Annotated in this window: 14 protein-coding genes; 8 read left to right on the plus strand and 6 right to left on the minus strand. The window is 66.4% G+C overall.

Annotated features, from left to right (window positions below):
* Positions 1-67: 67 nt before the first annotated feature.
* The 3 genes from PVW46_RS22420 to PVW46_RS22430 all read right to left on the minus strand — a co-directional run bounded on the left by PVW46_RS22420 (position 68) and on the right by PVW46_RS22430 (position 3,743).
* Positions 68-1,183 (minus strand): hypothetical protein, encoded by a 1,116-nt coding sequence (locus tag PVW46_RS22420; RefSeq protein WP_274577731.1) that lies wholly within the window; start codon positions 1,181-1,183, stop codon positions 68-70.
* 279 nt (positions 1,184-1,462) lie between these two features.
* Positions 1,463-2,725, minus strand: coding sequence for a SulP family inorganic anion transporter (locus tag PVW46_RS22425; RefSeq protein WP_069209446.1), 1,263 nt, complete (start codon positions 2,723-2,725; stop codon positions 1,463-1,465).
* Positions 2,726-2,786: 61 nt separating this feature from the next.
* Complete coding sequence (locus PVW46_RS22430; protein WP_069209445.1) at positions 2,787-3,743, minus strand: calcium/sodium antiporter; 957 nt, start codon at positions 3,741-3,743, stop codon at positions 2,787-2,789.
* A gap of 168 nt (positions 3,744-3,911) precedes the next feature.
* Between PVW46_RS22430 and PVW46_RS22435 the strand changes: the two genes are divergently transcribed.
* From PVW46_RS22435 to PVW46_RS22460, 6 genes are all read left to right on the plus strand, one after another.
* Complete coding sequence (locus tag PVW46_RS22435) at positions 3,912-5,354, plus strand: FAD-dependent oxidoreductase (protein ID WP_069209444.1); 1,443 nt, start codon at positions 3,912-3,914, stop codon at positions 5,352-5,354.
* Positions 5,355-5,415: 61 nt separating this feature from the next.
* Positions 5,416-6,576 carry an FtsH protease activity modulator HflK gene (gene hflK, locus PVW46_RS22440; protein ID WP_043137851.1) on the plus strand — a complete coding sequence of 387 codons (1,161 nt, stop codon included), beginning with the start codon at positions 5,416-5,418 and terminating at the stop codon, positions 6,574-6,576.
* Positions 6,576-7,640: a protease modulator HflC gene (hflC, locus tag PVW46_RS22445; RefSeq protein WP_043137850.1), complete on the plus strand. Its 1,065-nt coding sequence runs from the start codon at positions 6,576-6,578 to the stop codon at positions 7,638-7,640. Before hflK ends, hflC begins: the two co-directional genes overlap by 1 nt.
* Positions 7,641-7,657: 17 nt before the next feature.
* A complete protein-coding gene (locus tag PVW46_RS22450) occupies positions 7,658-7,837 on the plus strand; it encodes a DUF2065 domain-containing protein (RefSeq protein WP_052244320.1) in 180 nt (59 codons plus the stop codon).
* Positions 7,838-8,026: 189 nt separating this feature from the next.
* Positions 8,027-8,722, plus strand: a complete 696-nt coding sequence (locus PVW46_RS22455) for a tetratricopeptide repeat protein (RefSeq protein ID WP_082024548.1) — start codon at positions 8,027-8,029, stop codon at positions 8,720-8,722.
* 352 nt (positions 8,723-9,074) lie between these two features.
* On the plus strand, positions 9,075-10,547 hold the full coding sequence (locus PVW46_RS22460; protein ID WP_043137844.1) for a DegQ family serine endoprotease: 1,473 nt from the start codon (positions 9,075-9,077) through the stop codon (positions 10,545-10,547).
* A gap of 83 nt (positions 10,548-10,630) precedes the next feature.
* Here the strand turns inward: PVW46_RS22460 and PVW46_RS22465 are convergent, their stop codons facing one another.
* The 3 genes from PVW46_RS22465 to PVW46_RS22475 form a co-directional block, all read right to left on the minus strand.
* Positions 10,631-11,413: a pyrroline-5-carboxylate reductase family protein gene (locus PVW46_RS22465; protein WP_069209443.1), complete on the minus strand. Its 783-nt coding sequence runs from the start codon at positions 11,411-11,413 to the stop codon at positions 10,631-10,633.
* 29 nt (positions 11,414-11,442) lie between these two features.
* Positions 11,443-11,973 (minus strand): peptidoglycan-binding domain-containing protein, encoded by a 531-nt coding sequence (locus PVW46_RS22470; RefSeq protein WP_069209442.1) that lies wholly within the window; start codon positions 11,971-11,973, stop codon positions 11,443-11,445.
* A 98-nt stretch (positions 11,974-12,071) separates the two neighbouring features.
* Entirely contained in the window at positions 12,072-12,404 is a 333-nt protein-coding gene (locus PVW46_RS22475) for an OB-fold nucleic acid binding domain-containing protein (RefSeq protein ID WP_069209441.1), read from the minus strand.
* A gap of 187 nt (positions 12,405-12,591) precedes the next feature.
* Here PVW46_RS22475 and PVW46_RS22480 point away from each other — a divergent pair, with 187 nt between their 5' ends.
* Complete coding sequence (locus tag PVW46_RS22480; protein ID WP_043137834.1) at positions 12,592-12,915, plus strand: 2Fe-2S iron-sulfur cluster-binding protein; 324 nt, start codon at positions 12,592-12,594, stop codon at positions 12,913-12,915.
* Positions 12,915-13,673, plus strand: a complete 759-nt coding sequence (locus tag PVW46_RS22485) for an FG-GAP repeat domain-containing protein (RefSeq protein ID WP_069209440.1) — start codon at positions 12,915-12,917, stop codon at positions 13,671-13,673. Before PVW46_RS22480 ends, PVW46_RS22485 begins: the two co-directional genes overlap by 1 nt.
* Positions 13,674-13,800: the final 127 nt, after the last annotated feature.

The following is a 13,800-nucleotide window of genomic DNA, read 5'->3' on the forward strand; positions in this document are numbered from 1 at the left end:
CGTACGCCGTTTCCAGCATTTTGTACAAAGCGGCCGGGCAGTCGGGTGACAGCCCGGCCGGTCGGTTTCATTCCATCGATTCAGGCACGGCGTATTCGTGGATGAATTCGATCACTGCCCGCGCGTCATCCGCGGCCAGAGTGAAGGCATCCAGCGAGCCGGAGTCCGAGGCATCGGTTCCCCCGAACACCGTGTCGTAGATATCGACGGTTTCGACCACGAAGGACCCGTCGTCCTGCTCGACCAGAACGGAGGCTGTCAAACCATCGTAGGTGTCGGACCGGTCATAGGAGAAATCCGAGTAGTCGATCACCGAATAGGTCACGTCGCCGGAGGTGGTCGTATTGATCCCGAGGAAGGCGTCGATGTAGGCGATCTCGTCGGAGGTGAACGCACCGGTCTTGTCCGTCGCGGCTGCGAGGAACGCGGCAGCGGCCTCGATGTCCGCGGTGGTGAACGTTCCGTCGACCAGGAAATCGAACTCCGTCCCGACCAGGTCATCGGGCGTAAGGCCCGGAATGCTGCCTGTGGTCAGGAGAGACACGTAGATCGCCAGGTTTTCCAGCGGCGAGTCGATGGTCTTTTCAACGCCATCGAGCGTCAGCACCAGGCGCCCCGCGGCATCCGTGGTGATCGCGGTCGCGCTGGACAGCACTTCGATCACTTCGGCGGCCCGGGTATCCAGGACCTTGTCGGGGGCGCGACCGACATTCAGCCGCCCAAGTTCGACCTCGACCGTCAGGGTCTCGTCGAGCGGATGCCCCTCTTCGTCGAGTGCGATCAGGTTGCCCTCGGCGTCGAGCGGCTGAACAAACCCGTCGTCCGTCAGGATCGGAACGCCGTTCTCGTCGCGCAGGATCACCCAGAGGTCGCCGAAGAGATCGCCCTTGTCCGGACCGGTATTCGCCGGCGGGCCGCCTGCGGTGCCACCGCCGCCGCCGCCACTGGCGGGTCCCGCCGTTGCCGGGCGACCGGTCCCGCGTTCGGCCTCGTCGGTGACGACAACAGGTGCGTTGCCGCCTCCGCCGCCGGTGATGTCGCGGAAGATAACGCCCAGATCCTTGTCCGGGCCACGGTCGCCGGGCCCGGCACCGCCGCCGCCAGCACCACCGCCACCGCCGCCAGCACCTCCGCCGCCGCCTCCGCCGCCGTTACCCTGGGCGTATGCGACATCGGGTGACACCGATGCGGTCGTCAGAACGACGGCCGCGGAAAACGCAATGAGCAAACCACTTACCGATCCGAGAAACCTGTTTCGACTTTTCGTAAGGTAAACTCCTGTATCGAGTGACCGCCAAACGGGCTCACGTTGTTGCAGCGGAACGCCAGCGGTGTGCAGGGGAGTGAAACAGAGCGGACAGGGGAGTACATTGACTTGAATCAACCGGCGCTTTGCCGCGCGTTTTCATGATCCGCGCGTCTCGAGCAGCCTGCCCCGGGACGCGGCGCCGAGGCAACGCGTCTAGCGGTCCCTGGGGTCCCACTCCGCCGGGGGCACATCGCGCCGCGCCAGCCGCAGGGCGAGACCAAGCCCGACGCCGACCGCGATCGCCACGGTCAGATCGGTCAGCACCGTCAGTACCAGCGTCAGCAGCAGGAGCGCGACGTCGGAGGGACGCTCTGACAGGTAGCTGCGCCATTTGTGCGGCTCGGACATGTTCCAGGCGGTCAGGATCAGCAGGCCGGCAAGCGCGGGCATGGCCATGCCGCCGGCCAGCGGGGCGGCGAGGAACATCACCACGAGAATGGTCAGCGCATGGACCAGCCCGGCGACGGGCGTGCGTCCCCCGGCGCGGACGTTGGTGGCGGTGCGGGCGATGGCGCCGGTGACCGGCAGCCCGGCAAAGAGCGACGACCCGATGTTGGCGGCGCCCTGGGCCAGCATCTCGGCATTGGGGCGGTGGCGGCCCGCGATCATGCGGTCGGCCACCATCGCCGAGAGCAGCGACTCGATTCCGGCCAGGAAGGCGATGACAAAGGCAGAGGGCAGCAGTTCCGTGACCCGCGCCAGGGTGATTTCCGGCAAGGCGGGCATGGGCAGGCCCCGGGGCAGGGCGCCGAAGCGGCTGGCGATGCTGTCGACCGGCAGGGCCAAAAGCGCGACCGTGGCAGAGACCGCGCCCACGGCGAGGATCAAGCCGGGAAAGCGCGGCCAGAGGCGGCGGAGCAGAACGATCAGCCCCATCGTTGCCAGGCCCGAGGCCAGCGCGGCGGTGTTCATCGTCTCGCGCGCGGCCCAGAGCGCGGCGAGCTTGGGCAGGAATTCGGCCGGAACCTCCTCCATCGTCAGGCCGAAAAGGTCCTTCAACTGGCTGGTGGCGATGATGATGGCGATGCCGATGGTAAAGCCGTTGATGACGGGCTCGGGCACCAGGGCGATCAGCCGCCCGGCGCGCAGGGCGCCCGCCACCAGTAGGATCACCCCCGCCATGAGCGTTGCCAGCACCAGCCCGTCATAGCCATGCTGGGCGATGGTGGCGAAGACCACGACGATGAAGGCCCCGGTCGGCCCGCCGATCTGCACCCGGCTGCCACCGAGGGCCGAAACGAGAAAGCCGCCTATGATGGCCGTGACCAACCCGCTGGCGGGATCGGCGCCCGAGGCGATGGCAATGGCCAGGCTGAGCGGCAGGGCGACCATCGCCACGGTCACGCCCGCCAGCGCATCGCGCGTCAGATCGGCCCGCGAATAGCCGGGCAGGGTGGTCAGCAGCTTGGGTTTCATGGGCAAAGAGCTACGCCTGCCGGGGTGGGGGCGGCAATGGACGCGTGGTCGCAGGAGCCGATCAGGCCTGAAGGATGAGCCAACCGAGGTAGGCCGCGTATCCCGCCAGCAGCACCGCCGCCTCGCCGCGCGAGACGCGCGCGCCGGTGACGGCAAAGAGAAGCAACAACAGGGTTGTTTCGAGCATCACCCAGATATCCAGTTCCAGCACCTCTGCCGGGACCTGGACGGGCGCAACCAGCGCCGTCACGCCGAGGATGCCGAGCAGGTTGAAGATGTTGCTGCCGATGATGTTGCCGAAGGCGACCTCGCCTTCGCCCTTGCGCACCGCCATGACCGAGGTCACGAGTTCCGGCGTCGAGGTGCCGATGGCGACGATCGTCAGGCCGATCAGGGTTTCGGACACGCCTGCCGCAGCGGCCAGGCCCACCGCGCCGCCAACCAGCAGGCGGGCGCCGAAGATGGTCAGCGCCAGCCCCGCCAGCGCCATCAAAATCGCGGGCCAAAGTCGCTGCGGGCGGGTGGGCAACAGGTCGGCCTCACCCATGTAGACGGCCCCGGCAGCGGTGCTGCGGCGGCGCTCGGCAACCAGGGTGGCGGTCAGATAGGCACCCAGGACAACGATGAAACCGGCCCCTGCAAGACGCCCGATCTCGCCGCTGGTCAAGGCCCAGAGAGCCAGCCCCGTCGCCAGCAAAAGCATCGTGCCATCCCGCATCAGCGCCCGACGGTCGACGGCGATGGTGCTAACCAGTGCCGCGATCCCGAGGATCAAGAGCACGTTGCCGATATTGCTGCCCAGTACGTTGCCGACGGCGATGCCCGGCGATCCCGAGAGCGCGGCCTGCAGGCTGGTGACAAGCTCGGGCGCGGAGGTGCCGAAGCCGACAAGGGTCAGCCCGATGATCATCGGCGGCACGCGCAGCCCGCGCGCCACGGCCACGGAGCCGCGCACCAGGAGGTCGCCTCCGACGACCATCGCCGCCAGTCCGAGGAGAATGTAGAGCCCGTCGATCATCCCAGCGTTCCGGAAACTTGTCAGTCCTTACGGCGCAGGATGTGGGAGCGGGCGTTGCATGGTCAAGGTCATCTGCCGGGACCCACGCGGCCTGCCGGCAAAATCGCCGTCTGGTCATCGCGGGGTCCATGTGAAATACCTTGGCCCGCGGTATTGCAGGAGCGATGGATGAGCGATTTCGACTATGATCTCTTTGTCATCGGCGGCGGATCGGGTGGCGTGCGCGCGGCCCGGGTGGCGGCGGGCGAGGCGGGCGCGAAGGTGGGTCTGGCCGAGATGGACCGTTACGGCGGCACCTGCGTGATCCGGGGCTGCGTGCCCAAGAAGCTCATGGTCTTTGCCAGCGAGTATTCCCACATGCCCGCCGAAGCGCGCGCCTATGGCTGGGACATTGCCGATGGCGCCTTTGACTGGAGCCGGTTCCATGCCCAGCTGAAGACCGAGCTGGACCGGCTGGAGGGTGTCTATCGCAAGCTGTTGTCCGGGTCGGGCGTGGAAAGCTTTGACGCGCGGGCGCGGCTCAAGGATGCGCATACGGTCGAGCTGTCGAATGGCGAGGTGAAGACCGCGAAACACATCCTGATCGCCAGCGGCGGGCGCCCGGTGCGGCCCGACATGCCCAACGCGCACCTGGGACAGGTTTCGGACGACATCTTTCACTGGGAGCGGCTGCCGCGGTCGGTGCTGATCGTGGGGGGCGGCTATATCGCCTGCGAATTCGCCTGCATCCTGCACGGGCTGGGGGTCGAGGTGACGCAGTATTATCGCGGGGCGCAGATCCTGCGTGGCTTCGACGAAGAAGCGCGCGGGCTGATCGCCGATGCGATGAAGGAACGCGGCATCGACCTGCACACCGGCACGAACATCGTCGAGATGCACCGCGCCGACAGCCCCGAGGCGCAGGGCATGGAGGCGGCGCCGGTCGAGGCGAGCCAGTTCGGCGGTGCCCATGAGGATGCGCCGGGCAGCGGACCGATCCGGGTCAAGGCGACCAACGGCAATATCCGCGACTTCGACGCCGTGCTTTTTGCCACGGGGCGCGCGCCCAACACGGCGGACATGGGGCTGGAGGAGCTGGGCATCGGCCTGAGCCGCAACGGCGCCATCGAGGTCGATGCCTACAGCCAGACCAAGGTGCCCTCGGTCTATGCGATCGGTGACGTGACCGACCGGGTGAACCTGACGCCGGTGGCGATCCGCGAGGGCATGGCCTTTGTCGAAACGGTGTTCAAGGGCAACCCGACGCCGGTGGATCATGAGCTGATCCCCTCGGCGGTCTTTACCCAGCCCGAGATGGGCACGGTGGGCCTGAGCGAGGAGGCGGCGCGGGACCAGGAGGAAATCGAGGTCTATTGTACCTCGTTCCGGCCGATGCAGACCGCCTTTGCCGACCGGCCCGACCGGGTGCTGATGAAGCTGATCGTGTCGAAGGCCACGCGCAAGGTGCTGGGCTGTCACATCGTCGCGCCCGGCGCGGGCGAGATGATCCAGCTGGCGGGCATCGCGATCAAGATGGGCGCGACCAAGGAAGACTTTGACCGGACGGTGGCGGTGCATCCGACCATGTCCGAAGAGATCGTGACCATGCGCAATCCGATGCGGAGCGCTTGAATTCGCAGCCGGGGCGCACAGGTTACAAGGCAATCCGACAGACGAGGAAGGACCGAAGTTCATGGCAGGTAACAGCGGCGGCCCCTGGGGGGGCGGCGGTGGCAACCAGGGCGGAGGTGGCAACGGCCATCGTCCGCCCAACGGCGGTGGCGGCGGTGGCCGCCGTCCCGACGACAACCAGATGCCCGAGATCGACGAGTTGATGAAGAAGGGCCAGGAGCGGCTGCGCGTCCTGATGGGCGGTCGCGGCGGCGGCAATGGCAGCAACGGCGGCGGCAGCGGTGGCTCGGGTGGACCCGGCCTGACCCGCGGAACCGTGGCCATCGGTGTTGCGATCCTGCTGGGTCTCTGGGCCTTTGGCAGCTTCTACACCGTGCGGCCCGAAGAAAAATCGGTCGAGCTGTTGCTGGGGCGTGAATTCGCCGTCGGCAACCCGGGCCTGAACTTCGCCCCCTGGCCCTTTGTCACCTACGAGGTGGTCAACGTGACCTCGGAACGGACCGAGACGATTGGCGGCGGCCGTGGCGGCAACGACGGGCTGATGCTGACCACCGATGCGAATATCGTCGACATCGATTTCCAGGTGGTCTGGAACATCTCGGACCCGGCGCAACTGCTGTTCAACATCCGCGACCCGCAGCTGACCGTGCAGGCGGTGTCTGAATCGGTCATGCGCGAGATCATCGCCGCGTCCAACCTGGCGCCGATCCTCAACCGCGACCGGGGCGCCATTGCCGACAGCGCGCGTGAACAGATCCAGGCGACGCTGGACGAGTACGAATCCGGCATCAGCATCGTCCGGATCAACCTCGACACCGCCGACCCGCCGCGCGAGGTCATCGACGCCTTCCGCGCCGTCCAGGCGGCGGAACAGGAACGTGACCGGCTGGAACGCCAGGCCGACGCCTATGCCAACCGCGTCGTGGCCGAGGCCCGAGGCAAGGCCGCCGAGATCCGCGAAGAAGCCGAGGGTTATCGCGCCCAGGTGGTCAACCAGGCGGTTGGTGAGGCCGCGCGCTTTACCTCTGTTCAGGAGGAATACGCGCTGGCGCCCGAAGTGACGCGCCGCCGTCTTTACATCGAGACGATGGAAAAGGTGCTGGGCGACGTGGACAAGATGATCCTCGACAATACCGTGACCAGCGGCGGCGGTGCCGGTGGCGGCGTGGTGCCCTACCTGCCGCTCAACGAGCTGCGTCGCAACAGCGGAGGTGACCAGTGATGCGCAAGGTAACCTATCTCCTGCCGGTCTTCGTGATCGCCATCGTGGTCTTCCTGTCGTCGATCTTCGTGGTTGATGAACGGGAAAAGGCCCTGGTGCTGCAGTTCGGCCAGATCAGGGCCGTCAAGGAAGAGCCGGGTCTGGCCTTCAAGATCCCGCTGATCCAGGACGTTGTCCGCTACGACGACCGTATCCTGTCGCTGGACACCCAGACCATCGAGGTCACGCCCTCGGATGATCGCCGCCTGGTAGTCGATGCCTTTGCCCGCTACCGGATCGCCGATGTGGTCCAGTTCCGGCAGGCCGTCGGCGTGGGCGGTCTGCGCACCGCCGAGGACCGCCTGACCGGCATCCTCAACGCGCAGATCCGTGAAGTCCTGGGCGCCGACCAGGTCACTTCGGACCGGATCCTGTCCGAGGATCGTCGTGAGCTGATGAACCGGATCCGCGACAGCGCCCGGGCCGAGGCGCTTTCCCTGGGGCTGGAAGTTGTGGATGTGCGGCTGAAGCAGACCAACCTGCCGTCGCAGAACCTTGACGCCACCTTTGACCGGATGCGGGCAGAGCGTGAACGCGAGGCGGCGGACGAACGCGCCCGCGGTAACGAGGCGGCGGCGCGCGTGCGCGCACTGGCTGACAGGACCGTGGTCGAGACGCTCTCCGAAGCGGACCGGGATGCCAACGTGATCCGAGGCGAGGCCGACGCCGAGCGCAACCGGATCTTTGCCGAGGCCTATGGTGCGGACCCCGAGTTCTTTGCCTTCTACCGTTCGCTGCAGGCCTACGAGGTCTCGCTGAAGGGCGGCAACTCGACGATGGTGATGACGCCGGACAGCCAGTTCTTCAACTACTTCAAGAGCGAAGTGGCTTCCGGCGATCCGTTCCTGGCACCGACGCTGCCGTCGCCTACGGCCAGCCCGGTGGCGCCCGACGCGCCTGCACCGGAAACCGCCGAGGACCCGGCCCCCGAAGGCCCGGCGCCCAGCGACCCGGCCCCGGAACCGAGCGATCCGGCGCCCGCGCCGGAGGCCCCCGAGGCCGACGCCGCACCCGTCGACAATTGAGCGGGGCGGACATCCTGATGGGGATCGGAATGGTCCTCGTGATCGAGGGGCTGGTCTATGCACTGGCCCCTCAGCTTGTGGAGCGCCTGCTTGAGGCGCTCCGCGAGATGAGCCTGGAACAGCGCCGCCTGCTGGGCGGGCTGACGCTGGTCACCGGTCTGATCGTCCTGTGGCTGGCACGGGGCGGGCTGTTCTGAGAGGGGGCGGTCTGGGTCTTGCGGCGGGGGAGCTGTCGATCTTTGCGCTCTGCGTAAATGTCAGCGAAGCGGACTTTGCTGCCGTTTGATGCCTTCCGATGAAGGTCCGGTTTGGCATAAGCACGAAAGACTTGTAGCGTGACGATAAGACCGCCCGTAAGGGCAAGTTCTGACGGTTTGGACAATATTATGCGTTTGAAAGTCGCATTTTTCTTGGCACTGCCGCACTTAGCTTTCGCTGACGCCAACTCATGTTCTGCGATCAATCCTAACGAAAACCCGGCCGAAAGCATCTCAACATGCTCCAAACTACTTGCGACTGGAGAGCTGACAACCGCGGAAAGGGCAGAAGCTTTGGAGAACCGGGGAATAGCTTTCCGCGAAGTCGGTGAATACTCCAAAAGCATCGAGGACATTGGTGCGAGCCTTGCGTTGGCCGAAAATACTTCAACTATGCGCATGCTCGCATGGACCTATCGCGAAGTAGGTCGATTGACCGATGCAGAGCAACTTTACACGCGTGTTTTGGAGCGTGATACTCACGCTCAAGGCTGGCTTTCCCGCTGTGTCGTAAGGCAAGATATGGAAAGGTACAAACAAGCACTGGCCGACTGCCAAGAGGCACTTCGGCAAGACGAGGAAAACCTCGATTCTCTCTATTTCACTGCGCGGGCTCACAGTTTTCTTGATCAACCTGAAGAAGCTCTTCCGTTGACCATAACAGCAATGAAATTAGCCCCACAGGATCCTCGACATCTAGTGGAGAATGTTTGGGCGATGCATCAATTGGGAAAGACTATTGATGCGCGTAGAAAAGCGCTGAATGGACTAGATCAATTTCCTGACGAGCCTGGCCTGCTATCGTTTCTCAACGAAACTCGCTGACACCCGAATTCAGCATTATCCTGAGACCGGACATTTGCGCAGGTTGCAGCATCCGTCGATTTGGGCTCTTAGCCGCCGTCCGCTGTGCGAGCCATAGATGGCGGTACTGGGCCGGTTCATTTCTTTTCCAACTGACAGGTCTCCCCAACCCGCACGCCCCCCCCTTCCGCCCCTGCACAAAGCGGAAAAGCGCCGATCCACGGCCTGCACGCCTGCTCACAACCCGGTGAGGCTGCATTTCAGCCCTTTGGTGTTGCGCCTGCGCACCTATGTTTGTCACACTGATCGATAGGAGGCAGGCGGCATCGCGTGACCTGCGCGTCTGCTGACTGGCAGAGACAAGGAGACCCCATTGAAACCGCAATCCCTCGCTCTGACGCAGGAAAACAAGACACCGCTGAGGCTGTTCTGGCTGGCGACGCTGTCGATGTTCCTGATCGTTTCGCAATCCCTCATGGCCTCGGCCCGCGGCGCTCCGGACAGCTTTGCCGACCTGGCCGAACGGATCAGCCCGGCCGTGGTCAACATCACCACCTCGACCACCGTTGCCGGCCGGTCCGGTCCGCGCGGCATCGTGCCCGAAGGCTCGCCCTTCGAAGATTTCTTTCGTGACTTTCAGGACCGTGGCGGCCCCGACCGTCCGCGCCGCTCTTCGGCGCTTGGCTCCGGCTTCGTGATTTCCGAAGACGGGTTCATCGTCACCAACAACCACGTCATCGAAGGCGCCGACGAGATCACCATCGAGTTCTTCGAAGGCTTCGAACTGCCCGCCGAACTGATCGGTACCGATCCCAACACCGACATTGCCCTGCTCAAGGTCGAGGCGGACCGTCCGCTGACCGCCGTGCCCTTTGGCGACAGCAACACCATGCGCGTCGGCGATTGGGTCATGGCGATGGGCAACCCGCTGGGCCAGGGGTTCTCGGTCTCGGCGGGCATCGTGTCGGCCCGCAACCGGGCGCTGTCGGGCACCTATGACGACTACATCCAGACCGATGCGGCCATCAACCGCGGCAACTCGGGCGGGCCGCTGTTCAACATGGATGGTGAGGTGATCGGCGTGAACACCGCGATCCTGTCGCCCAACGGCGGCTCCATCGGTATCGGGTTTTCGATGGCCTCGAACGTGGTGGTCAACGTGGTCGACCAGCTGCAGAAATACGGCGAGACCCGCCGTGGCTGGCTGGGCGTGCGCATCCAGGACGTGAGCGAAGACATGGCCGACGCGCTGAACCTGGCCGAAGCCAAGGGGGCGCTGGTGTCCGACGTGCCGGAAGGCCCGGCAAAAGAGGCCGGTGTGGCCGCCGGTGACGTGATCGTGTCCTTCGACGGTGTCGAGGTGGTCGACACCCGCCAGCTGGTGCGTGTCGTGGCCAATACGCCGGTCGGCAAGACCGTCCGCGTGATCGTCAACCGCGACGGCGAGACCCAGACCCTGAAGGTCACGCTGGGCCGCCGTGAAGAGGCGCAGACCGCCGTGCCGGCTGCCGCGCCCTCGACCCCGGACGAGCCGCCGGCCAAGATGGAAACGCTTGGCCTGACGCTCAGCCCGCTGACCGATGCGATCCGCGGTGAGCTGGACCTGCCCGCAGCCATGCAGGGCCTGGCGGTCATGGACGTGGACCCTGCCTCGGAAGCTTACGAGAAGGGTCTGCGCGCCGGTGACATCATCACCGAGGCGGGCCAGCAGGCCGTGGCCAGCATCGAGGACCTGGAAACCCGCATCGCCGAGGCGCGCGACGAGGGCCGCAAGTCGATCCTGCTTCTGGTGCGGCGGGGCGGCGGCGACCCGCGCTTCATGGCGCTGGGCCTGGCGGCGAACTGAGCCGGTCGGAGACCTTTGGACATGACAAGGGGCGGCCTGTCGGGCCGCCCCTTTTGCGTTCCGGGAGAGGGAGGCCTGGGCGTTCAGGGCCGCATGTCGCGGGCCTTTTGCGCGGCGGCGCTCAGCGCCTTTGAGATGTCGCCGCGCAGGGGGCTGTCCTCAAGCACCTGCAGTCCGGCTGCGGTGGTGCCGGCGTAATCGAGCATCTGGCGGACGTGATCCGCGGCGCGGGGCGGATCCTCGGCCAGCATCTCGCCACTGGCGCGAAAGAGCTGCCGGATGGCGCGGTCGGCGGCCTCGGGCGGGATGCCCTGCGCTTCGGCGTGTTCGGTCATGGCGGCGGCAAACCAGGCGACGAAACCGGGAACCGGCCCTGTGAGGGCGGTGAAGTGATCCAGTTGCGCCTCGTCCTCGAGCGCGTCTTCGGTGCCGCAGGCGGACAGCAGGCGGCGGACGACCATGCGGTCGTCCTCGCTGGCGCCGGGGGCCGCGACCCAGGGCGAATAGGCCAGCCGCCGCGCGGCGGCGGGGCTGGACATGGCGCGGATGATCCGGGGGCTGCCGGTCAGGCGCTGCAGGTCCGCGATCGTGACGGCGGCCATGACCGAAAAGATCAGCTTGTCCCCGGCGGGCAGGTGCAGGTCGGGCACCCCGGCGGGCGGGATGCTGATCAGGATCGTGTCGCAGGCCCCGGCCAGCGCGGCGGGATCGTCGGTGACGGTGACCTCGGCGGGCAGATCGCCCCGCGTTCCGCTGCGGTTGGCGATCCAGAGGTCGCCGGGCGCGACGGCGTCGCTGTCCAGCCAGGCCTGCGCGATGGCACGGCCCAGCATCCCCGAGCCTCCGACGATGCCGATGCTGCTCATGTCAGGTGTCCTTTCGTGGGGCCGCGCGGTCAGGTTTCGGGCAGTTCGACCGCTACCAGCCCCAGCGCGCGGGCGGTTTCCAGCGAGAGTTGCGCGCTTTCCAGCCCGCGTTCGGACTGGTAGGTGCGCACCGCTGCCGTGGTCGGCGCGTCCATCCTACCGGAGATATTGCCCGAGAAATAGCCGCGGGCGGCCAGCGCCCGCTGTACGGAGGAAATGAACTCGGGCGTCATCTCTTCGGGGCAGGGGGCCTCGAAGGTGATCTCGGCGCGTTCGCGCACCACCTTGGGCACGGGGGCCCTGCGGTAGATCGGTGGGCGGATCACGGTGCCGTCCTCGGCGATCTCGGCCTGAACCACCTGCACCTCGCCCATGACATGTTCGTAGACGGCCGGCCGCAGGTCGCGGGCCTGGCAGGTGCCATCGTCGAGATGTTCGGCAAGGGGGGGCGCGGTATTGGGGCTTTGCGCCTCGCGGCTGACGGATTGCGGGGTGTCGCAGGCGGCCAGCAAGACCAGCGCCACCAGCGGGGCGGCCTGGGGCCGGGAAAAACGGGACATGACTGCTCGGGCCTCTGGTGTGCCTTTTCTTTGCGGCAGGATAGCCGGTTTGGCCCGGTCTGCCTAGAGGCTGGCGGCGGCGCGCGCGGGACCCTGCCTCAGGGCGTGTCAAGCAGCCGGTCGAGCAGGGGCGAGATGTCCTCGATCTGTTCGGAAATGACATGGGTGACGCCGTTCTCGCGCTGGACGCGGCCGGTGACGCGCAGCATGCGGCCCGCGATCACCGCGCGGCGGAAGCGTTCGTAGAGCTTGCGCCAGACGATGACGTTGACGACGCCGGTCTCGTCCTCGAGCGTGATGAATATCACGCCCTTGGCGGTGCCGGGGCGCTGGCGCAGGATCACCAGCCCGGCCACGGTGATGCGGGCGCCGTTGGGCGGCTCGCCCAGGCGGCTGGCGATCAGGCAGGAGGGGGGCTGCGGCCAGGTCATGCGAACGAATGTAGAACATGCGGCGGGGGCGACCAAGCCCTCCTGACGCAATTGTCATCGGCAGGTGCGGCACACGCGGGGACGTGCGGCAAAAATATCGGATTCCGTCCATGTGCTGACGCAAATGGGACTGGCGGGGCAGGGGCGTCCCCACTAGGTAGGGGGCGGATCAAGACGGAGCGGTGAAATGGCAAAGATCACCTATATCGAGCACAACGGCACCGAACATGTCGTGGAGGTGCCCACCGGGCTGACCGTGATGGAAGGCGCGCGCGACAACAACATTCCCGGCATCGAGGCGGATTGCGGCGGCGCTTGCGCCTGTTCGACCTGCCATGTCTACGTGGCCGAGGACTGGGTCGAAAAGCTGCCCGCGCGCGAGGACATGGAAGAGGACATGCTGGACTTCGCCTATGAGCCCGATGCCAAGCGCTCGCGCCTGACCTGCCAGCTGCGGGTGAGCGATGCGCTGGACGGGCTCGTGGTGCAGATGCCTGAGAAGCAGATCTGATGCCTGCCCGGGCGCCGCGTGTGCCGTGGCGCCCCTGGCGTGCGCCCGCCCGCGGCGCGTGGATGGCGCTGTGCCTGTGGCTGGCGGGCCTGACCCCGGTCGTGGCGCAGGAGGCGGTTGCCGCCCGGTACGAGGGCGAGGTGACGCGTTATCCGCATGGCGTTCTGGGTGACGAGATCGAGTATGACACGCTGGCGGTGACCCTGTCGGACGGACGCGTGCTGCGCCGCCGATGGCAGGCCCCGCTGGTCTTCGAGGACCTCGCGCCGAGGCTCTGGGACGTGACCGGCGACGGGGTGCCGGAGGTGGTGACGGTCGAGAGCCACGCGGACCGCGGCGCCCGGCTGGCGATCTGGGAGGTGCGGCAGGGCGACCTGCAGCCACTGGCCGCGACACCTTTCATCGGCCAGCGCTTTCGCTGGCTTGCGCCCGTGGGCGCGGCGGACCTTGACGGCGATGGTGCCATCGAGATTGCCTATGTCGATCGGCCCCACCTGGCAAAGACCCTGCGCATCTGGCGCTACCAGAACGGCACTCTGACCCAAGTGGCTGCCGCCGAAGGGTTTTCCAACCACCGGATCGGTTGGGATTACACCGTCGGCGGACTGCGGGTTTGCGGCGAGGGGCCGGAAATTGTCCTGCCTTCGGGGGACTGGCGGCACGTGATGGTGGTGGACCTGGCGGCCGGTGGCCTCGAGCGTTACGCCAGCGATCCCTACAGCCCCGAGATGCTGACCGCCGTGATGGGCTGTCGCTGAAACCGCGGCGCTGCGCCCTTGGCGGATCGGGTTTGGGTATTTTTGCCAAGAAGAAACACAAGGCGCGCGCCTGTGGCTTCTTCTTGGTTCAAATACCGCCGGGGGAGTCGACCGAAGGGAGACGGGG

It is taken from the genome of Mameliella sp. AT18, assembly GCF_028807275.1.
In the GTDB taxonomy this organism is placed as follows: Bacteria; Pseudomonadota; Alphaproteobacteria; order Rhodobacterales; family Rhodobacteraceae; genus Antarctobacter; species Antarctobacter albus.

What these genes read in the sequence shown, in the direction of transcription:
- PVW46_RS22455 (WP_082024548.1), top strand. Translation starts at nt 8,027, where the DNA reads ATGCGTTTGAAAGTCGCATTTTTCTTGGCACTGCCGCACTTAGCTTTC.
- PVW46_RS22435 (WP_069209444.1), top strand. Translation starts at nt 3,912, where the DNA reads ATGAGCGATTTCGACTATGATCTCTTTGTCATCGGCGGCGGATCGGGT.
- PVW46_RS22475 (WP_069209441.1), bottom strand. Translation starts at nt 12,404, where the DNA reads ATGACCTGGCCGCAGCCCCCCTCCTGCCTGATCGCCAGCCGCCTGGGC.
- PVW46_RS22470 (WP_069209442.1), bottom strand. Translation starts at nt 11,973, where the DNA reads ATGTCCCGTTTTTCCCGGCCCCAGGCCGCCCCGCTGGTGGCGCTGGTC.
- hflC (WP_043137850.1), top strand. Translation starts at nt 6,576, where the DNA reads ATGCGCAAGGTAACCTATCTCCTGCCGGTCTTCGTGATCGCCATCGTG.
- PVW46_RS22465 (WP_069209443.1), bottom strand. Translation starts at nt 11,413, where the DNA reads ATGAGCAGCATCGGCATCGTCGGAGGCTCGGGGATGCTGGGCCGTGCC.
- PVW46_RS22430 (WP_069209445.1), bottom strand. Translation starts at nt 3,743, where the DNA reads ATGATCGACGGGCTCTACATTCTCCTCGGACTGGCGGCGATGGTCGTC.
- PVW46_RS22485 (WP_069209440.1), top strand. Translation starts at nt 12,915, where the DNA reads ATGCCTGCCCGGGCGCCGCGTGTGCCGTGGCGCCCCTGGCGTGCGCCC.
- PVW46_RS22480 (WP_043137834.1), top strand. Translation starts at nt 12,592, where the DNA reads ATGGCAAAGATCACCTATATCGAGCACAACGGCACCGAACATGTCGTG.
- PVW46_RS22450 (WP_052244320.1), top strand. Translation starts at nt 7,658, where the DNA reads ATGGGGATCGGAATGGTCCTCGTGATCGAGGGGCTGGTCTATGCACTG.
- PVW46_RS22425 (WP_069209446.1), bottom strand. Translation starts at nt 2,725, where the DNA reads ATGAAACCCAAGCTGCTGACCACCCTGCCCGGCTATTCGCGGGCCGAT.
- hflK (WP_043137851.1), top strand. Translation starts at nt 5,416, where the DNA reads ATGGCAGGTAACAGCGGCGGCCCCTGGGGGGGCGGCGGTGGCAACCAG.